This is a genomic window from Marinobacter sp. MDS2 (assembly GCF_030718085.1).
Lineage (GTDB): Bacteria > Pseudomonadota > Gammaproteobacteria > Pseudomonadales > Oleiphilaceae > Marinobacter.
The window spans coordinates 777,449-796,985 of sequence record NZ_JAVAJF010000001.1 but is presented as its reverse complement, the minus strand read 5'-3'; the positions used below and the strand labels follow the sequence as shown (position 1 = coordinate 796,985).

General features: G+C 51.4%; 18 protein-coding genes. All 18 read left to right on the top strand.

The annotated features are described in order from the left end of the window. Positions 1–103 precede the first annotated feature (103 nt). The 18 genes from rfbC (at position 104) to cysC (ending at position 19,511) form a co-directional block, all read left to right on the top strand. Complete coding sequence (rfbC, locus tag Q9245_RS03800; protein ID WP_305895907.1) at positions 104–649, top strand: dTDP-4-dehydrorhamnose 3,5-epimerase; 546 nt, start codon at positions 104–106, stop codon at positions 647–649. A gap of 238 nt (positions 650–887) precedes the next feature. Further along, positions 888–2,171: an oligosaccharide flippase family protein gene (locus Q9245_RS03795; RefSeq protein WP_305895906.1), complete on the top strand. Its 1,284-nt coding sequence runs from the start codon at positions 888–890 to the stop codon at positions 2,169–2,171. A 15-nt stretch (positions 2,172–2,186) separates the two neighbouring features. After that, positions 2,187–2,840, top strand: coding sequence for a sulfotransferase family 2 domain-containing protein (locus Q9245_RS03790; RefSeq protein ID WP_305895905.1), 654 nt, complete (start codon positions 2,187–2,189; stop codon positions 2,838–2,840). A gap of 23 nt (positions 2,841–2,863) precedes the next feature. Next, the gene (locus tag Q9245_RS03785; protein ID WP_305895904.1) at positions 2,864–3,856 is read left to right on the top strand and encodes a glycosyltransferase family 2 protein; all 993 of its coding nucleotides are present in this window, start codon (positions 2,864–2,866) and stop codon (positions 3,854–3,856) included. A gap of 4 nt (positions 3,857–3,860) precedes the next feature. Then, positions 3,861–4,745, top strand: a complete 885-nt coding sequence (locus tag Q9245_RS03780; RefSeq protein WP_305895903.1) for a sulfotransferase — start codon at positions 3,861–3,863, stop codon at positions 4,743–4,745. A 23-nt stretch (positions 4,746–4,768) separates the two neighbouring features. Beyond that, positions 4,769–5,887, top strand: coding sequence for a glycosyltransferase (locus tag Q9245_RS03775; protein ID WP_305895902.1), 1,119 nt, complete (start codon positions 4,769–4,771; stop codon positions 5,885–5,887). Between the two features lie 9 nt (positions 5,888–5,896). Next, the gene (locus Q9245_RS03770; RefSeq protein ID WP_305895901.1) at positions 5,897–6,982 is read left to right on the top strand and encodes a glycosyltransferase; all 1,086 of its coding nucleotides are present in this window, start codon (positions 5,897–5,899) and stop codon (positions 6,980–6,982) included. A gap of 189 nt (positions 6,983–7,171) precedes the next feature. Beyond that, positions 7,172–8,347 carry a glycosyltransferase family 4 protein gene (locus Q9245_RS03765; protein WP_305895900.1) on the top strand — a complete coding sequence of 392 codons (1,176 nt, stop codon included), beginning with the start codon at positions 7,172–7,174 and terminating at the stop codon, positions 8,345–8,347. 110 nt (positions 8,348–8,457) lie between these two features. Beyond that, positions 8,458–9,426, top strand: coding sequence for a glycosyltransferase family 4 protein (locus Q9245_RS03760; protein WP_305895899.1), 969 nt, complete (start codon positions 8,458–8,460; stop codon positions 9,424–9,426). A gap of 3 nt (positions 9,427–9,429) precedes the next feature. Beyond that, positions 9,430–11,403, top strand: a complete 1,974-nt coding sequence (gene asnB / locus Q9245_RS03755) for an asparagine synthase (glutamine-hydrolyzing) (protein WP_305895898.1) — start codon at positions 9,430–9,432, stop codon at positions 11,401–11,403. A 49-nt stretch (positions 11,404–11,452) separates the two neighbouring features. Beyond that, positions 11,453–12,493 carry an EpsG family protein gene (locus Q9245_RS03750; RefSeq protein WP_305895897.1) on the top strand — a complete coding sequence of 347 codons (1,041 nt, stop codon included), beginning with the start codon at positions 11,453–11,455 and terminating at the stop codon, positions 12,491–12,493. Between the two features lie 49 nt (positions 12,494–12,542). Then, positions 12,543–13,292 (top strand): YdcF family protein, encoded by a 750-nt coding sequence (locus Q9245_RS03745; protein ID WP_305895896.1) that lies wholly within the window; start codon positions 12,543–12,545, stop codon positions 13,290–13,292. Between the two features lie 68 nt (positions 13,293–13,360). Beyond that, on the top strand, positions 13,361–14,392 hold the full coding sequence (locus Q9245_RS03740) for an NAD-dependent epimerase/dehydratase family protein (RefSeq protein WP_305895895.1): 1,032 nt from the start codon (positions 13,361–13,363) through the stop codon (positions 14,390–14,392). Positions 14,393–14,421: 29 nt separating this feature from the next. Next, on the top strand, positions 14,422–15,513 hold the full coding sequence (locus Q9245_RS03735; RefSeq protein ID WP_305897164.1) for a glycosyltransferase family 4 protein: 1,092 nt from the start codon (positions 14,422–14,424) through the stop codon (positions 15,511–15,513). Next, complete coding sequence (locus Q9245_RS03730) at positions 15,510–16,475, top strand: DHH family phosphoesterase (protein WP_305895894.1); 966 nt, start codon at positions 15,510–15,512, stop codon at positions 16,473–16,475. Before Q9245_RS03735 ends, Q9245_RS03730 begins: the two co-directional genes overlap by 4 nt. A 113-nt stretch (positions 16,476–16,588) precedes the next feature. Continuing rightward, positions 16,589–17,503, top strand: a complete 915-nt coding sequence (gene cysD, locus Q9245_RS03725) for a sulfate adenylyltransferase subunit CysD (protein WP_273134947.1) — start codon at positions 16,589–16,591, stop codon at positions 17,501–17,503. Beyond that, positions 17,503–18,915, top strand: a complete 1,413-nt coding sequence (cysN, locus tag Q9245_RS03720; protein ID WP_305895893.1) for a sulfate adenylyltransferase subunit CysN — start codon at positions 17,503–17,505, stop codon at positions 18,913–18,915. Before cysD ends, cysN begins: the two co-directional genes overlap by 1 nt. After that, positions 18,912–19,511 (top strand): adenylyl-sulfate kinase, encoded by a 600-nt coding sequence (cysC, locus tag Q9245_RS03715; protein ID WP_305895892.1) that lies wholly within the window; start codon positions 18,912–18,914, stop codon positions 19,509–19,511. Before cysN ends, cysC begins: the two co-directional genes overlap by 4 nt. Positions 19,512–19,537: the final 26 nt, after the last annotated feature.

The following is a 19,537-nucleotide window of genomic DNA, read 5'->3' as shown; positions in this document are numbered from 1 at the left end:
AACATTTGTCCTGCAATTGCTCTTGGCCGAAATCCTCAGCAAACCTTCTGCCAACCGGTGGAAATAACTAACCCCTATTTTTCAGTTAGCATTACTTACCTATATGAAAATCACTGAAACCAAGATTCCTGACGTGAAACTCGTTGAACCCAGAGTTTTTGGAGATGAACGTGGCTTCTTTATGGAAGCCTGGAACGAAAAGGCTTTTCGTGAGGCAGGAATATTCGCCACCTTCGTACAAGATAACCATAGCCGCTCGGTAAAGAACACTTTGCGTGGCTTGCACTACCAGATCAAACAGCCACAAGGCAAGCTAGTGCGGGTAACCCGTGGCGAAGTGTTTGACGTAGCCGTAGACCTGCGCGCCAACTCCCCCACCTTCGGCCAGTGGGTAGGGGAATACCTCTCGGAAGAGAACAACCGCATGCTGTGGGTGCCACCGGGGTTTGCACACGGCTTTTTGGTAACCAGTGAGACGGCAGATTTTCAGTATAAGTGCACGGACTTCTATGCACCTAACTATGAGAGGTCTATTCACTGGGCGGATCAATCGTTAATGATTACTTGGCCGATAGATACTGAGAGTGAACCGCTAGTCTCCGAGAAGGATAAAGCTGGCGTGGCTTTTTCGGCTGCGGAGTATTATTGAAAAAGCAAGGCGTAGCTGAATGCCTCGCGCCTTGCTCAAAAGGATCTTCGTCACTCAGTAGGTGAGGGAACTAACCTGACGGGACACGAGACATCAGTGAAAGCAAGCAGCAATGAATAATTACGCAGACAACGTAGTCTTATCAGTTGCAGGTTACTACGTGATCTGGCCTCAAACATAGCCATAGGCTGTGATAAGTCATAACTCTCGCTAATCAAAATCAATCGCGGACCTTAACTTGAGCCTTAAAGCGCAGCTAATCAAGAGCTTCATGGGGGTAGGAGCAATGAAGCTCTTCTCAATTCCCATCGGACTCGCGACAAGCATTATTCTGGCGCGGACATTGGGGCCAGAAGGGTTTGGCCAATACGCCTTCGTAATAGCGTTGATTCCACTCATCGCGTTACCAGTAAGCGGTGGTCTACCACAGCTTCTAACCAGAGAAGTTGCAACCTTCGCCCACTCAAAAAGCTGGTCGCTTTATCGAGGTGCGCTGCGAGCTTCCCATGTTTGGGTGTTCTTCGTAGCAGCGGCAATACTGATCGGCTACTGGGTTCTGGGAGTGGTGCTACAACTGTTACCCTCGGATGCAAAATGGTCTTTACTGCCAATTGCTCTGATGATGGTGCCTCTTAGCGGTCTAGCCGCCGTTAGAACGGGGACAATCAAAGGCTTAGGCTTCCCGGCCTACGCTGAGATACCGGGACAGCTAATTCAGCCTGTGGTCATGTTAGTCCTGTTTACTGTCTTGGCTTTGTATGGCGATTTAGATGCGAAATCTGCTATCTGGAGCCAAGTGGCTGGTGGGGCCGTGATATTCCTGATCGCGAGTTGGATGTTTTTTAAAATCCAGCCAAGCGACGCTAAAGGCGTAGCTGCCACCTATCAGGTTGGGCGTTGGAAACGGGCATTATTACCATTCAGCATGATTGCCCTGGTTAGCACATTTAATGCACAAATCGGAATTATCGCTCTTGGGTTTCTTAGCGCTGACGAGCAAGTTGCCGCTATGCGTGTTGCAGAGCGCGGCGGGCAATTTGTGGCAATGTCTCTTATGCTCGTCAATATGGTCATTGCCCCCTACATAGTTGGGGCTTACAGGGATGGAGACCAGGTTCTTCTCCAGAACCTTGCCAGAAAGTCGGCACGAGGGAGCTTGTTTTTAGCGCTACCAGTGGCTGGAATTTTGATTGTTGGCGGTGATCCGCTGATTCGCCTGGCTTTTGGTGAGGAATACGCGACCATTTCGTACTGGCCTGTTGTAATTATTGCCATTGGGCAATTGATTAACGTTTTCTTCGGTTCGGTTGGACATCTTCTGTCAATGAGCGGTTACGAAAGATTTACATTAGGTGGTCAAGTTATTGCTGTGTTAATTAATATAGTATTTTGCATCCTCCTGATTCCCCGATTCGGCGCAGTTGGTGCAGCGGTATCAGTAGCTTTAAGTATTGTTGTTTGGAATTTAGTGTTAGCTTATTTCGTCCTTAAAAAGCTAAATATAAGACCCGCAGCGTTTTAATTTTGGAGGCTTTTTGTGCCGGTTTTCTCAAAAGGTAAAGTCAATATTTTATTTCTTCATATTCCGAAGTCTGCAGGATCTACCATAGAAAAGATTGCTGATGATTTTGGGTGGGAAGAGAGTTTTTCTATTCGTGGAAAGTCCTTAAAAGAAATACGATATTGCAAGGCGAGTCTTCAGCATTTGCACGTACAGCCCTTGGAATCCATATTGGAGTTTGAACAATTTGATTCTATTTTCACCGTGGTAAGAAATCCATTCTCACGCTTTAAATCGGAATACTACTGGCAGAGAACTCAGGGAATTACCGAACTTTCAGTTGATGATTGGGTTTCTGACACTTTTGAAAAGTATCTTGGAAACAGTTACATATATGATAATCACATTCGCCCTCAAGTAGAATTTATTCCTAGGAGTCCCCATCAGCCTCAAGTTTTTAAGCTGGAAGAGGGTGGTGTAGAGAGAGCTAAAAAATTATTTCTGGGCTTTTCCAATGAATCTGAAAACCGCAACTCGTGGGCTAAATGGCTCACCTCTCTCTTTACCCCGGACAGGCAGGAAAAACGGTCTTTGAAATATCCTGAAATCGAGGCGAAATTCGAGCGTCACTACGATCGAATTGTGGAATTTTATAAGCAAGACTATTCGACGCTATCCTACAAAATCTGACCCTCAGGTATTTAACGGGAAATATGAAAATCTCCATAGCCATGGCCACCTACAACGGTGCCCAATACATACAAGAGCAACTCCAAAGCTTCGTAGCCCAGACCCGTCAGCCGGATGAACTGATCATCACAGACGACTGCTCTACCGACCAGACCGAAGCCTTCGTTCGTGAGTTCGCCAAAACCGCGCCCTTTACCGTTGAGTTTCATCGCAATGAAAAGAACCTCGGTTACTGCGGCAACTTTAACGCGGCGCTGATGAAAACGACCGGTGATCTGGTCTTCCTAAGTGACCAAGATGACGTGTGGCTTCCTGAAAAGATTGAGTATATGACGAGAGCTGCTGAGCATAACCAAGAAGCTTTGGTGCTAATGAATGATGCTTTGATATCAGATGCAGAGCTCAATGTCTCGTTACATACCAAGTATCAAAGAATAAGGAAGGCCGGATTAAGTAACGAATCATTCGTTATGGGCTGTTGCTGCGCCTTCAGGCGTGATTTCCTGACGTGGGCGCTGCCAATACCTATAACGTATCCAGGGCATGATAACTGGTTGGTCGGTCTCGCGGATAAAATTCAAGCGAAAATTATTATTGATAAACCCCTTCAGTTCTATCGGCGACACGGTAAAAATACATCAAAAATTGCACTAAATGATCATACTTTAAGTCCCTTGTCTTTTTTTGTCTCCGCCGTAATCCGGAGAGCTAAAGAGATATACAGTCAGTCTTCTTCCTTTGAACAGGAACTTCACGGTTCCTTGGAGAATTCGCTGTCGTTAATCGACGCTTTGGAAAGAAGTGAGAAGTTTTTCGGTTCATTGAGACAAGAGGCCCGAAATAATGCTATCAAGAAGCTGGAAGTTCGAAGTGAGCATATTAGGCGGCGAATACAAATTGTCCGTATAAGTCGTAAAGAGAGGCTTGCCCATGTAGTGAGATATTATGTTTTTGGCGGTTACAGGGAAGATCAGGGAATTCGTAGCGCGTTGAAAGATCTTTTTGTAAAGGTTTAACTAGATGAAGTATCCGAATACATTTCTAATTGGCGCTCCAAAGTGCGGGACTACAAGCATTTCGGGTTGGCTAGCTCAGCACCCGGATGTTTTTTTTTCAGAAAATAAAGAGTTGGACTTCTTTTACAATTATAAAGGGATGAAGAGCGAATTAACTGATTATTTAAACAATTTCGAAGGTGCAGACCGTCGTCACTCAGTCATTGCGGAAGGTTCAGTTTGGTATTTGTTTAGCCCTGAGGCAATAGTTTCTATTGAGCAGAGTTTTCCCTGTGCAAAGTATATTGTATGTCTTAGAAATCCTGTGGAAATGGCCATTTCTTTGCATGCTCAGAAAGTTTATACAGGTCACGAACTAGAGAGAGATTTCGTGAAGGCATGGGAGTTATCAGATTCGAGAGCGCGAGGTGGGTTTGATAAAATCTTCGACTTAAAGGGAGGGGATCCTTCGCACATGGCGTATAAGAAAGCTTGTATGCTAGGTTCACAAGTTGATGCGTTGCTTCGGATTGTGTCTCCCGAAAGGGTTAAGTTCATTGTAATGGACGATATAAAAAATTGCCCCGAGCTAGTTTGGAAGGATCTCCAGAGTTTTTTAGAGATTGATCCCTTTGATAGAATAAAATTTACTCATGCGAATAAGGCGACAAAAAGAAAGTTTTTGGGTTTGCACTATTTTTTGATGGTTGTTGCTAGATTAAAAAGAAAGGCCGGCATTAACTTTAATACAGGTATCCTGTCTGGAGTTCACCGTTATAATAACGTAGAGAGTCGGTATGATTATCCATCAGAGCAGTTCGTAAAAGAGTTGAAAGAGTATTTTTATAATGATGTAAGACGTCTTTCGGCTTTAGTGAAAAGGGATCTGGAGTCTTGGGTTAATAATTAATTTAAACTTTTTATGGTGGTTTCTTGGCAGGAAAAGTTGTTTTTCTTCAGAATGGTCCAGGTTTGGGGCCAATCACTTATAATAATTTTCGGTTGGCCTCTGAGCTTGGTGCTAGGGGTTGGTCGGTCTCTTTGCTTGGCACATTGGTTAAGCCTGATGTATATGGTCGTGCACCCCAGAGCGTTCAGGTCAGTAGTTTGAATGCCATCTCTAATGTTGCGATTTTTTTTAAGCTAGTCAAATATTTGAAGGATTACAAACCTAATATTTTATTTGTTTCTGGGCCGGCTCTTCATGTTGTTGCGGGTTTGGCAAAAGCAGTGGCTGGAGTTCCTGTTATTTTAGTTAATAGGGTTCACTCCCATACTTCTTCAATGTTTGAGGATAGAGGAAGGCTAAACCGTGAACTACTGATCAGGCTCATGAGGGTCGCTAATCGATGGACTGATTTTCGCTTGGCAACCTCGAAAGGTGCTGCGGAAGATTGGGCAGACATTTTGGGGGTTGATAGAAAATCTGTTGGTGTGATGTATAACCCTGTCTTGGGTTCTGATTTCGAGTCGCGTTTTGAAGAAAATGTTAACCACCCCTGGTTCGATGATGTTGGTTCTGAAGTAGTAATTACAGTGGCAAGGCTAGCGCCCGAAAAAGAATTGCATGTTCTTATCCGGGCTTTTTCTATGCTTAAAGAGAGCAGAAGAGGCACTAAACTTCTGATTGTTGGTGATGGGCCATTAAAAATGCAACTTGAAAGGCAGGTTGACGACCTAGGGATTGAAAAAAGCGTATGTTTTGTTGGGAAAGTTGATAACCCATTTCCTTATATGAGGCGTTCAGATTTGTTTGTTCTTTCCTCTCGTTATGAGGGGTTTGCAAATGTTATTGCTGAAGCGCTTGCGTGTGGCTGTAAGGTTGTGTCCACGAACGCCCCTAGTGGCCCCAGCGAGATTTTGCGAGATGGAGCGTATGGGCATCTCGTTCCTGTTGGTGATGCAAACAGGCTATCCACTGCCATGAGTGAGGCACTGGATAGCTGCGAGGATAAGGGTAGGTTAATGGATCGAGGAAAGCGTTTTCATGTTGATGTAATACTTGGAGATATTGATCACGTATTTCAAAGTTGCTTGAATCATGAAGGTTGACTGGATTGTATGAGGATTTCGGTATTTGTCCCAGACTTAAGGGGTGGGGGGGCAGAGCGTGTCAATTTACTTCTGCTTCAAGAGTTTCTCCGTAGGGGCTACAGCGTTGATTTGATTGTTTTGCGCAAGCAGGGCGTTTTGTTGGAGCAAGTGCCAGCTACAGTGCGGATTATAGATCTTAAGGCTGATCGGATCAGGCGGGGGATGATGCCTTTAATCCAATATCTTCGAGAAGTTCAGCCTGATGCTCTGATGGCTTCAATGTGGCCTCTAACCACGCTGGCGTTAGTTTGTGTCAAACTAGCTCATTTTCGGGGACGACTAATTCTGTCGGAGCACTCATCCCTGTCCCAATCCCCCCAAGGTACCGGTCTTTCCGGAATTGCACTTCGAGCCAGTATGCGCTGGGTTAATGGTAAAGCGGATGAAGTCGTTGGTGTTTCGGCAGGGGTTCTAAACGATCTATATGGTTTGGGTTTGCCTAAAGATTTTGGCAGGGTCATTCACAATCCTATAGCGCTCAGTAGTAGATTGCTGCCGGAAGACAAAAACTGTCGCAAGTGGATTGAACATGCGGCGGGTGACCGTCTGTTAGCGGTAGGGTCGCTTAAACCAGCCAAGGACTATCCTACTATGTTTAGGGCTGTTAGGAGAGTTGTCGATTCTGGTCGGGATATTTCTTTACTTATTCTTGGAACGGGCCCCTTACAAAATGAGCTGAAAGGACTTATTTTCTCGCTTGGGCTCGATGATTATGTTCATTTTGGTGGATTTGTGGCAGATCCAGGTCCGTTCTATCGAGCAGCAGAGCTATTTATTCTTTCTTCTGCTTGGGAGGGCTTTGGAAATGTCATCGTCGAGGCAATGGCGGCGGGCACTCCCGTTGTATCAACGGATTGTCGATCCGGCCCTGCTGAAATCTTGGATTATGGTCGGTATGGGCGACTAGTACCTGTTGGGGATCACGTCGCATTAGCAACGGCAATTGTTGAATCTTTGGCTAGCGCTCATGATTCTGTCGAGTTAGAGGCGCGTGCTGCAGACTTCAGTGTTGAGGTGATTGGTCAGAAATATCTTGAATTATTGACCTCATAATTTACAAAAAATGCTTAGATCTGCCCGCATGTTTTTGATGTAACTGCTTCAAGGGTAGTTAGATTAGTATTTAATCTTCGGGAGAAGATTAAAGATGAGTTTAGGCTTTCCACAAGCAAATTTTCATAAAAAGACACTCTGAGGTTTTCGTTGCGCAAGTGTAAGGTTTTATATATCACCCGAAATGGAATGCTTGAACCACTGGGCCAAAGCCAGGTTCTTTCCTATCTGAAATTCTTATCAAAGAATTACCAAGTCTCTCTGATTAGTTTCGAGAAACCAGAGGATCGCGCAGACCAGCAAGCCTTCGGCAGCGTGCAGAACGATTGCGAAAGGCATGGAATCCGTTGGTTCCCGCAGCGATTCCACCATCGCCCGAAGGTAATCGCTCCAGCCTGGAGTATGATTGTTTTTCTGTTCTTGTGCCTTCGGGAAGTTCGTGAGGGCAACGCCGAACTGATTCACGCGCGCTCCTACATTCCCGCTGCTGTTGCCTTGCTTGTTAATAAGCTGACCGGTACACCCTTTATCTTCGATATGAGGGCGCTGTGGCCAGAGGAATTGATCACTGCTGGCCGTTTGAAGCGAGGCTCTGTCATGCACAAAGCCATCGCTTGGGTTGAGCGTTCATGTTTGAAGAACGCAGCGGCGGTGGTTTCGTTAACCGATGCGGCAACCGCTTATCTTCGAGAGACGTACCCGGATGAACTTCGAAACCAAAAGTTGGTTGTTATTCCGACCTGTGCTGACCTTGACCGATTTGTGCCTTTAGATGAAGAAGAAAGGTTCTCTGCTCAGGAGAGTGCGCCTGTATTCAGTTGTTTGGGAACAGTGCTAAGCGGTTGGTTTCGCCTGGATTGGCTCCGTATTTTTTTTCAGGAGGTTGGATCGCACGAACCGACTGCTAGTTTTGAAATTGTCACTCGGGATGATCCCAGCGAGGTAAGAAGACAGCTTGGTCTGGCTGGTGATCTGAATGCAAGGCTAAAAATCTACTCGATGCCTTCTCACGAAGTGCACGAAGCTGTTCAGCGCCACACTGCTTCTGTGATGTTTTATGCCGGCGGGGAAGTTTCGGAATTGGGACGTTCTCCAACCCGTATGGCGGAAATTCTTGGTTGTGGCTTACCTGTTGTTGCCAATCCTGGGGTTGGGGATGTGGCTGAGATTATCCAGAAATACCGTGTGGGTGTTCTGGTTACTGAAGGGACGCCGGATGCGATGAAGTCTGCGTTTCGAGAGCTCTTGGAGCTGATGAATGATGCAGAGCTACCTGGGCGGTGTAGGCGTGCGGCGGAGAAAGTTTTTTCTCTTCAGGCAGGCACCCAAGCCTACCGGGAGCTTTACCGGGACATTCTTCAATGAAGGTACTGTTGTTATCGAAGTACCCGCGTATGGGGGCTAGTTCCCGGTTGCGCTCCCTGCAATACCTTCCGGCTCTGGCTGACGAGGGTATCGAGGTTACGGTCAGCAGCTTGTTTGATGAGAATTACCTCAGGGAACTCTACGAGAAAGGGCGTAAGTCAAAGGTCCGCTCGCTTATGCTGTATTTGAAGCGACTTTTCCTTTTGCTGACAGCCTTTCGCTATAACGTATTGTGGATTGAGTACGAAGTATTTCCCTATCTCCCAGCTTTTGCAGAGCAATTGCTGAGATTGCTCGGTAAACCCTACGTGGTTGATTACGATGATGCGGTTTTTCATAACTATGATCGCTCTGGCAATGGGCTCATCAGAGTGTTTTTGGGAAAGAAAATTGATGCTGTGATGCGCAATTCTGCCTGTGTTGTGGCAGGCAATGAATATTTGGCGGCACGCGCTCGAAAAGCCGGTGCGCGCCGAATTGAACTAATTCCTACCGTGGTAGACCGCGAGCGTTATCAGAATGCCAAGACTGATCAAACCAAGACGCCGATCATTGGCTGGATTGGTTCACCCTCCACGCAGCGTTATGTCGTCGATATTCGGGATGCTCTGAGAAAAGTCTGTGATGAGACGGGAGCTAGTTTGCTACTGGTCGGGGCTACAGAAAGCGTGCGGGAGCAATTGCCAGGGATTCCGGTGGATGTTGTGCGGTGGACTGAAGAATCAGAAGCAGCCCTCGTTGCCCAAATGGATGTCGGCATCATGCCACTTGAAGATGGTCCGTGGGAAAAGGGCAAATGTGGTTACAAGCTGATTCAGTATATGGCCTGTGGTGTTCCAGTGGTGGCTTCGCCGGTTGGGGTTAATGTCGAGATCGTGAACGAGAACTACTGTGGGCAGCTGGCTGAATCGGTAGGTGAATGGGCTGAGGCTTTGACAGGAATTCTAAGTTCCCGGCCTCGGCAGTCCGAGCTTGGTATGGCTGGCCGGAAAGCAGTTGAGCAGAAGTATTCTCTGCAGGTACAGGCGCCGGTGTTGGCCGGTATTCTCCGAAGTGTCGGGCAGCGGGGTAATTCCTGAATTATGTGCGGGATTACTGGCATTTTCCGGGGCGTTCCTGGCAGCGAACCTCTCAATCCTGCCCTGCAACAAATGGCCGATTCGATTATCCATCGCGGTCCGGACGATTCAGGAGTTTGGGAAGAGCCTTCGGTTGGTCTAGGGTTGGGGCATAGGCGCCTTTCGATTGTGGATTTGTCGCCCGCAGGCCATCAGCCCATGCTTTCCGGTTGTGGGCGCTTTGTGCTGGCGTTTAACGGAGAGATCTATAACCACAATGCGCTTCGCAGGGAACTGGAATCTGCCGGCAAGGCATCCACAGGCTGGAAGGGACACTCAGACACAGAAACGTTGCTTTGTGCTTTCACTATGTGGGGTGTTGAGAAAACCCTTGAAATGGCAACCGGTATGTTTGCGATTGCCCTGTGGGATCGCGAAGAACAAACGCTTACCTTGGCTCGGGATCGATTTGGGGAGAAGCCGCTCTATTATGGTTTGGTTGCAGGTGCACTGGTATTTGGTTCTGAGCTTAAAGCGCTGCAGCGGGCACCGGGATGGAGGGGAGAGGTCGAGCCCAATGTGGTGGAAAACTACCTCCGCTTTGGTTGCGTTGGCGGGCAGGAGAGCATCTTCAAAGATGTGTTCAAGCTGCCACCGGGCTGTTTATTGAAAGTTTCGGTTTCGGATGCCGGTAACGGCGGGCTGCCACCGGCGATTAAGTGGTGGTCTCCCGTTGAGGCAGCACGCACTGCGCTGGAGGGCCGCAACAATAATCCTGAATTGGCACTGGCCAACGTCGAGCAGGCGCTGGTTGCCTCGGTTCGCCAGCAGATGGCGGCGGATGTGCCACTTGGTGCCTTTCTTTCCGGTGGTGTAGACAGCTCGCTCATTGTGGCGCTGATGCAAAGCCAGAGCAGCCAGAAGATCCGAACATTTTCAGTTGGGTTTGATGACCCTCGTTACGATGAATCTGAGCATGCGGCTGCGGTTGCCGCCCATCTTGGATCGGAGCATACAACTCTCCGGGCTACTTCGGAGATGGCGTTGGACCTCGTTCCAAAGCTGCCTGAGTTATACGATGAACCGTTTGCTGATTCATCCCAGTTACCTACCTGTTTGATATCTGCCCTTACCCGGCAGCATGTGACGGTTGCCTTGAGTGGCGACGCGGGCGATGAGTTGTTTGGGGGTTATAATCGCTATGTTTGGGTACCGAGGGTGTGGAGCAAGCTCAACCGCATGCCTTTGCCAGTGCGACAAGCGCTGGGGCAAATGCTGAAACTTGTGCCTTCGTCTGGATACGATCGCATGATGGTCTTGGGAAGCAAGGTGCTGCCGTCCAGATATCAGATTCGTACCTTTGGCGAGAAGCTTTATAAATTGGCAGATGTGCTTGCTTGCAGCTCGGACCGGGCGCTATATGGTGGCCTGGCCTCTATGAATCGCCACCCTGAGCAGTTATTAAAGGCTGACTATCGATCTGGAAATCCGGTAGAGGATTTGTATCCAGCCCTGGCGGGATTTAATCAGGTGGAATGGATGATGTTGATGGATACCCTCAACTTCATGGTGGATGATGTGCTGGTTAAAGTGGATCGCGCCAGCATGGCCAGCAGCCTTGAGGTTAGGGCGCCTTTCCTTGATCCAGAGGTATTTAAAGCAGCCTGGCAGTTGCCGTTGGATATGCGGGTGAGAAATGGTGAGGGCAAGTGGGCGTTGCGCCAGATTCTTTATCGCCATGTACCACGGGAACTGATTGAGAGGCCCAAGATGGGGTTTGCGATTCCTTTGGATGACTGGTTGCGTGGGCCGTTGAGGGAATGGGCGGAAGATTTATTGAGCGTGCACTGGTTGAGTCAAATTCCGGCTTTGGACCCTAAAACTGTCCGATTGATGTGGGATCGGCACATCCAGGGGCGAGGGCATTATGCACAGCAGTTGTGGGCCGTGCTTCAGTTGAGCGCCTGGATTAAGCGCTGGAATCCCTCGGTAAGTTGATTTGTTTTGATACTGCCTGAATTCCTCATTCATTTCTCTTAGGTAACCCATGCTGCCTTATTGGCTCTTTTTTCTGATCCCAGCAGGCGTGGTTCTGGCGAATCAGCGTTTGGCTGACAAATCGAAGCCGTACGCTTGGGGCCTTGCCTGGTTGGTGTTCTCTCTTGCGATAGGGCTGCGTTTTGAAGTTGGCGGGGACTGGTTTGCCTACATAAACCTTCTCGAAATTCATACCGCAAAGAACCTGTGGGAGGTGATAGCGGGAGGGGACCCTGGCTATTACCTGCTTAACTGGTTTGTAGGGCAAGCCGGAGGCACGATTTATTGGGTTAACACCCTTTGCGGGATGATTGTAATGGCGGGTGTCGTGCGTTTTGCCCGCAGCCAGCCCCTGCCCTGGCTGGCGCTATTGGTGGCCGTTCCTTATCTGATCATTGTGGTGGGCATGGGCTACACCCGTCAGTCAGCGGCCTTGGGGCTACTGTTGATTGGCCTGGTCTCACTTAGTAACGGCCAAATGCGCTGGTTTGTTTTCTGGGTGATGTTGGCCGCTACTTTCCACAAGTCGGCAGTTCTGATGCTACCCGTCGCTGCGTTGGCCTCTACCTCAAACCGTTTCTGGAGTTTGCTCTGGGTTGGCCTTATTTCGCTGGTAGGTGGCTATCTCTTCGTCTTCGACTCCGCAGAGCGGCTTTGGACGAACTACGTGGAGGCGGATTATGAGTCACAGGGCGGATTGATCAGGGTGCTGATGAATGCGGTTCCTGCGATGTTGTTCTTTGTGTTTCGCCGGTACCTGAGGCTGACCGAAGCAGAGAACAAACTCTGGTTCTGGATGTCAGTGCTTTCCCTGGTGTGTATTCCGCTGGTGGTTTTGTCTTCCACTGCTACTGATCGAGTCGCGTTGTATCTGATTCCGATTCAGATGTTTGTATTTGCCCGTTTGCCGTTTGTGGTGACTGATCCTCGGCACCGTGGTCTGGTCACGCTTGGAGTGGTTGGGTATTACGGGCTGGTGCAGGCCGTTTGGTTGTTTTTTGCGGGGCATTCTTTTGCTTGGTTGCCTTACCAAAATATTGTTTGGCTTTAAGCTGCAGTATTGGCAGGGCTATCCCTTTGTCAAGAATGGCGAGTAAGGCATGTTTATAATCTCCAAGCTCGCGATAGCACTGATATCGCCATTGGGCGCATCAATATTTGGCGGTTTGCTGGGTGTTGTTCTGGCGCTCTGGGGCCGTCTGCGTTTGGCAATATCACTGGGTGTGTTGGCGCTGCTTTGGTTGTGGTTCTGGTCTTTGCCTGCCGCCAGCAATTGGGTACGCGGCTACCTGGAAAATCAGCATCCACCGATGGCGATTCAAGATGTGCCTCAGGCGGAGGCTATTGTGGTGTTGGGCGGCGGCGTGTCGCCTGCGGGCCACGGTGATCTGTATCCGAACCTGGAGTCCGGTGCTGATCGGGTTTGGCATGCCGCCCGGTTGTTTCATGCTTCTAAAGCACCGCTAGTGTTGCTAATCGGTGGCAGCGATCCTTCGCACAGTGCTGCGTCTGAAGCTGAAGCTATGGGCCAGTTTATGCGGGATCTGGGAGTTCCCGGCCAGGCCTTGGTTCTGGAAAACCGGAGCCGGAATACCAGCCAGAACGCAGAGTATTCGGCGGAGATTCTTGCAGGGCACGGCATTAGCCGGATTCTTCTGGTGACTTCCGCCTATCACATGCCAAGGGCCAGGCGTTTGTTTGAGGCCCAAGGCTTGGAGGTTGTTCCGGTGGCAACCGACCACGAAGTGCTGTCCCGGCCCCTGTGGCGAAACCTGCTTCCTGATACCCGCGCGCTGGACGGCAGCAGTCGGGCGATTAAGGAAATTGTCGGGCGCCTGGCGGGGCGCTAAAAATCCCGTCCGTATTTTTCGTGTCCTTTCGTGGTTTTCGTGGCCAATAAACTCTAAAAGGTTCTCTGATGCTCTCTGCTGATAATCGGCGCTACCCCCAACTTCTCGACCAACTCCCCAGCCAGCCCAAAACCTGGCTAATCACCGGCGCAGCCGGCTTCATCGGCTCCAACCTTCTGGAGCACCTGCTGAAGCTGAACCAGCGCGTGGTCGGACTGGACAACTTCGCCACCGGCTATCAGCGTAACCTGGATGAGGTTCGCAGCCTGGTGTCTGCAGAGCAGTGGGCGCGGTTTCAGTTTATTGAGGGCGATATCCGCAATCCGGAAGATTGTGCCCGGGCCTGTGAGGGTGTGGGTTATGTGCTGCACCAGGCGGCGCTGGGTTCGGTGCCCCGGTCTTTGAATGATCCCATCACCACCAATGCGGCCAACATCACCGGTTTTCTGAATATGCTGGTGGCGGCGCGGGATGCGGGGGTGAAGAGTTTCACTTATGCGGCGTCCAGCTCTACCTATGGTGATCACCCGGCGTTGCCGAAGGTGGAGGAGAACATTGGCAAGCCGTTGTCGCCTTATGCGGTCACCAAGTATGTGAATGAGCTGTATGCAGAGGTGTTCGCCCGCAGTTACGGCTTCAAGGCCATTGGCCTGCGTTACTTCAATGTGTTCGGCAAGCGGCAAGACCCGGATGGGGCCTATGCGGCGGTTATCCCGAAATGGACCGCCGCCATGGTGCGCGGTGAGGATGTGTTCATCAACGGCGACGGCGAAACCAGCCGGGATTTCTGTTTTATCGAGAATGCGGTGCAGGCTAACCTGCTGGCGGCCACGGCGGAGGATTCTGCCAAAAACGAGGTTTACAACGTGGCAGTGGGTGACCGCACCACGCTGAATGATCTGTTCGCCGCGCTGAAGAGTGCTCTGGCGGAGAATGGTGTGGTGTACGACAAAGAGCCGGTATACCGGGATTTTCGGCCGGGGGATGTTCGGCATTCTCAGGCGGATATTGGTAAGGCGGCGAGTAAGCTGGGGTATGCGCCGGAGTTCCGGATTTTTGAGGGGATTGCCAGGGCCATGCCCTGGTATTTGGAGCATTGAGCGGGCAGGCGGGTGCGCTTTTGAAGCCGGTGGTTTTTCTTACGTCTAATACCTCCTGGTATTTGTATAACTTCCGCGCGAGTACCATTCAGGCGTTGCGTGAGCAGGGTAACCGGGTGATTTGCCTGTCTCCGTTGGATGATTTCAGCCAGCGCCTGGCGGATGAGCTGGGGGCGGAGCATATTGCCTTGCCGCTGGATGGCAAGAGCACGGGCGCGGTGCAGGAGCTGCGCAGCCTGCGGTTTATCTGGGCGGTGATGCGCCGGTACCGGCCGGATTTTGTGTTCAACTTTACGGTGAAGATGAACATCTATTGCGGCCTGGTGTGCGCGCTGCAGAAGATTCCGTTCGCGAACAACATTTCCGGCCTGGGTACGGCGTTTATTCACGATTCCTGGCTGTTCCGGCGGGTGCGGCAGGTGTATGGGCTGGTGAACCGCCGGGCGCGGAGGTTGTTTTTCCAGAATGAAGAAGATTTGTCGGTTTTTCGGGATAAGGGGTTGCTGGGGGATACGCCCTATACCCTGTTGCCCGGCTCCGGCGTGGATTTGCAGCGGTTTCAGGCCTCGCCCCTGCCGGAAGGCGGGCCGTTCACCTTTATTATGATTGCCCGTTTGCTGGGGGATAAGGGCGTTCGGGAATATGCCGAAGCCTGCCGGCAGTTGAAAGCCGAAGGGCTGGATGTGCGTTGCCTGTTGGTGGGGCCGTTGGGGGTGAGCAACCGCACGGCGATTTCCGAGGAGGAGGTTCGCCAGTGGCAGACCGAGGGCATTGTGGAATACCCGGGTGCCACAGACGATGTTCGCCCGCTGATTGAACAGGCCCATGTGCTCGTTTTGCCTTCCTACCGCGAAGGCATGCCTCGCACCGTTCTGGAAGCCGCCGCCATGGGCCGCCCGGCCATAGTGACCGACGTGCCCGGCTGCCGCCATGCCATAGAGCCGGAGGTGACCGGGTGGTTGTGTGAGGTGCGCAGTGCGGAGTCTTTGGCTGGGGTTATGCGGCGGGTTTTGGGGATGGATGCTGCTGAGGTGCAAAGGGCTGGGGATGCGGCTCGGGGGAGGATGGAGAGGGAGTTTAGTGAGGATTTGGTGGTTCACGCCTACTTGGAGTGTTTATGAAGGTTTATGATGTATTCAACGGCGACGCAGACGGCATCTGCGCGCTGATCCAACTCCGCCTGGCGGAGCCTTGTGAGTCCACGTTGGTCACCGGCGTAAAACGTGATATCGCCCTGGCTCGCAAAGTACCGGCCGAATCGCCTTCCCGGGTAAACATTCTGGATGTGAGCCTGGATAAAAACCGCGATGCGGTGGATGGCCTGTTAGCAGCCGGCTGTTCGGTGTTTTATGTGGACCACCACTTCCCCGGGGAAACCCTGCCGGCTGCGCCGGGCTTTACCGCGTTGATTGATACTCAGCCTACTACCTGCACCAGTTTGTTGGTGGATCAGCATTTAGATGGCCGGTTTCACAACTGGGCCATTGCTGCGGCGTTTGGGGATAACCTCAATGCGGTGGCTGAAGAGTTGGCTGCTAAGGCGGGTTTGCGTGCCGAGCAGGCTGAAGCCCTGAAAACTCTGGGTGTGTGCATCAATTACAATGGTTATGGCGCCACGGTGGAGGATTTGCACTTTCATCCGGCAGATTTATACCGGGAGTTTGTACAGTTTGACGACCCGCTGGATTTGATTGCCAGCGAGCCTGCCGCCTGGCAGAAGCTGCGGGATGGTTACAGGGCAGATATGGCCGAAGGGCTGGCCGCGCCGGTGTTGAATGAAACTGCAACGTCTTTGGTGGTAAAGTTGCCCGACCAAGCCTGGGCCCGGCGGGTGAGTGGCGTGCTGGGTAATGAGCTGGCTAACCGTAACCCGGATAAGGCTTGTGCCATTGTGACGGATAAGGCCGATGGCGCTTATCTGGTGAGTATTCGTGCGCCTTTGAATAACCGCACCGGGGCTGATGACGTGGCGCGGCAGTTTCCGACCGGTGGCGGGCGTAAGGCAGCGGCCGGGATTAATGATTTGCCGGCGGAGCAGTTGGAACAGTTTATTGGCGTGATGGCTAGTTTTTGGAATAAGTGATTTTTTGCCACGGACACTCACGGACGCTCACGGACAAAGAAATGAATAGTTTTTTGTCTTTCGTCCGTGTGGGTCCGTGAGTGTCCGTGGCTAAACAACAGAATGGAAGAGTAATGACCTTAACCCCCCCGAAGAAAACCCACCTCAAGCAGCTTGAGGCGGAGTCGATTCATATTATTCGTGAAGTGGCTGCCGAGTTTGATAACCCGGTGATGCTGTACTCCATAGGCAAAGACTCTGCGGTGATGCTGCACCTGGCCATGAAGGCCTTCGCCCCCGGTAAGCCGCCGTTCCCCCTGATGCATGTGGACACCACCTGGAAGTTCCGGGAGATGATTACGTTCCGGGACAAGATGGCTGAGAAGCTGGGTATGAAGCTGATTGTTCATACCAACCAGGAAGGCGTGGAACAGGGCATTGGGCCGTTTACTCATGGCAGTGCCAAGCACACCGATGTGATGAAGACCCAGGCGCTGAAGCAGGCGCTGGACAAGTATGGCTTTGATGCGGCCTTTGGGGGTGCACGGCGGGATGAGGAGAAGTCCCGGGCCAAGGAGCGGGTGTATTCCTTCCGCGACAAGTTCCACCGCTGGGACCCGAAAAACCAGCGCCCGGAGTTGTGGAGCCTGTACAACGGCAAGGTGAACAAGGGCGAGAGCATTCGCGTGTTCCCGCTGTCCAACTGGACTGAGCTGGACATCTGGCAGTACATCTATCTGGAAAATATCGACATTGTGCCCCTGTACTACGCGGCCGAGCGCCCGGTGGTGGAGCGCGACGGCACGCTGATTATGGTGGACGACGACCGCATGCCGCTGGAGCCGGGCGAAACGCCAGAAATGAAGATGGTGCGCTTCCGTACCCTGGGTTGCTACCCGCTGACCGGCGCGGTGGAATCCGAAGCGGCGACCTTGCCGGACATCATTCAGGAAATGCTGCTAACCACCACCTCTGAACGCCAGGGCCGGGTGATTGACCACGACGGTGCAGCATCCATGGAACAGAAGAAGCGGGAGGGCTATTTCTAATGTCGCACGCATCGGTTTTGATTGAAAAAGACATCCTCGCGTATCTGGACCAGCACGAGAACAAAGACCTGCTGCGGTTTCTGACCTGCGGCAGCGTGGATGACGGTAAATCTACCCTGATTGGTCGTTTGTTGTTTGATTCCAAGCTGATTTTTGAAGATCACTTGGCGGCACTGCACAAGGATAACGAGCGCCAGGGTAACGCCGGTGAGGCGTTGGATTTGGCTCTGTTGGTAGATGGCCTGGCTTCCGAGCGGGAGCAAGGCATCACCATTGATGTGGCGTACCGGTATTTTTCCACCGACAAGCGCAAGTTTATTATTGCGGACTGCCCGGGCCACGAGCAGTACACCCGAAACATGGCGACAGGTGCCTCCACTTGTGATCTCGCCATCGTGATGGTTGACGCCCGCAAAGGCGTATTGACTCAGTCTCGCCGCCACAGTTTTATCGTTTCGCTGCTGGGCTTGAAGCACGTAGTGGTCGCCATTAACAAGATGGACCTAGTGGAGTTTAGCGAAGAGCGTTTTAACGAGATTCGTGATGAATACGAAAAGCTCGCCAAGCAACTCGGCCTGGAAAACGTTTACTATGTGCCGATCTCCGCTCTGAATGGCGACAACGTGGTAAATCGTAGCGAAAACACGCCCTGGTACCACGGCGAAACCTTGATGAATATCTTGGAGCAGGTTGAGCTGCGCACAGACCAGAATGTTACGGACTTCCGCTTTCCCGTGCAGTTTGTGAACCGGCCAAACCTGGATTTCCGAGGTTACTGCGGAACGGTTGCCAGCGGTGTAGTGCACAAAGGCGATGAACTGGCTGTGTTGCCTTCGGGTATGAGTTCCCGGGTGAAGGGGATTCATACCTACGAAGGTGAGATTGAGCGGGCATGGCCGGGTGATGCGATTACTATCACGCTGGAAGATGAGATCGACATTTCACGTGGTGACCTGTTGGTGCACGCCAACCAGCAGCCAGAGATGGGCCAGCGTTTTGCCGCCAACGTTGTGTGGATGAGTGAGAAGGCGTTGGTGCCGGGGCGTGAGTACGGCATTAAAATTGGCACCAAGGTGACCGGTTGTTTCGTTAACAAGGTTTTGGAAGAGGTTGACGTAAACAGCTTGGAGCGGAGTGCGCAAACCGCCAGTGGCCTTGAACTGAACGGTATTGGTGTGTGTGACATTGAACTGGCTGAGCCGGTTGTCGTGGAAGGCTATCAGAATCACCCGGGCACGGGCGCTTTCATCTTGATTGATCGTTTAACCAACGTGACCGTTGCGGCCGGCATGGTAGAGCGTGCGCTGGATAGTGCAGGCGATTTGCCCAAGCGTGAATACACCGAAGCGGAGCGGAATTTGAACCGATACGTTCGTGAGAATTTCCCGGAGTGGGGGTGTCAAGAAGTATGAGCAACATCGTTTGGCACGATCATAAGATTACTCGCGCGGAGCGTTCGGCTAACAAAGATCAGAAGCCTTGCCTGCTGTGGTTTACTGGCTTGAGTGGTTCTGGGAAATCCACCATTGCCAATGCCTTGGATGTGGCTCTGCATGAGCGGGGCTACCACACCTTCCTATTGGATGGCGACAACGTGCGCCACGGATTGTGCAACGATTTGGGCTTTTCCGACGATGATCGTGAGGAAAACATCCGCCGGGTAGGTGAAGTGTGCAAATTGTTCGCAGATGCCGGGCTGATTGTGATGAGCGCGTTTATCTCGCCCTTCACCAGCGACCGCCGCATGGTACGCAAACTGTTCCCGGCCGGTGAATTTATCGAGGTTTTCATGGATGCCCCGCTGGAAACCTGCGAATCCCGCGATCCCAAAGGGCTCTATAAAAAAGCTCGCTCCGGTGAGATCAAGCATTTCACCGGGATCGATTCACCCTACGAGGTGCCGTCCCACCCCGAGCTTCGCCTGGACACCTCTCAGAACACGGTGGAGGAGTGCGTGGATTCGCTAATCGCGTACTTGCTGGACCGTGGAATGATCGCCCGAAAATAGTAACGCTATGGGGTCTGACCCCGTTC

Bases quoted from the DNA above. Each gene is read 5' to 3' on its own strand.
- rfbC (WP_305895907.1), top strand. From the start codon at position 104: ATGAAAATCACTGAAACCAAGATTCCTGACGTGAAACTCGTTGAACCC.
- Q9245_RS03785 (WP_305895904.1), top strand. From the start codon at position 2,864: ATGAAAATCTCCATAGCCATGGCCACCTACAACGGTGCCCAATACATA.
- Q9245_RS03780 (WP_305895903.1), top strand. From the start codon at position 3,861: ATGAAGTATCCGAATACATTTCTAATTGGCGCTCCAAAGTGCGGGACT.
- Q9245_RS03770 (WP_305895901.1), top strand. From the start codon at position 5,897: ATGAGGATTTCGGTATTTGTCCCAGACTTAAGGGGTGGGGGGGCAGAG.
- Q9245_RS03765 (WP_305895900.1), top strand. From the start codon at position 7,172: ATGCTTGAACCACTGGGCCAAAGCCAGGTTCTTTCCTATCTGAAATTC.
- asnB (WP_305895898.1), top strand. From the start codon at position 9,430: ATGTGCGGGATTACTGGCATTTTCCGGGGCGTTCCTGGCAGCGAACCT.
- Q9245_RS03750 (WP_305895897.1), top strand. From the start codon at position 11,453: ATGCTGCCTTATTGGCTCTTTTTTCTGATCCCAGCAGGCGTGGTTCTG.
- Q9245_RS03745 (WP_305895896.1), top strand. From the start codon at position 12,543: ATGTTTATAATCTCCAAGCTCGCGATAGCACTGATATCGCCATTGGGC.
- Q9245_RS03740 (WP_305895895.1), top strand. From the start codon at position 13,361: ATGCTCTCTGCTGATAATCGGCGCTACCCCCAACTTCTCGACCAACTC.
- Q9245_RS03730 (WP_305895894.1), top strand. From the start codon at position 15,510: ATGAAGGTTTATGATGTATTCAACGGCGACGCAGACGGCATCTGCGCG.
- cysD (WP_273134947.1), top strand. From the start codon at position 16,589: ATGACCTTAACCCCCCCGAAGAAAACCCACCTCAAGCAGCTTGAGGCG.
- cysN (WP_305895893.1), top strand. From the start codon at position 17,503: ATGTCGCACGCATCGGTTTTGATTGAAAAAGACATCCTCGCGTATCTG.
- cysC (WP_305895892.1), top strand. From the start codon at position 18,912: ATGAGCAACATCGTTTGGCACGATCATAAGATTACTCGCGCGGAGCGT.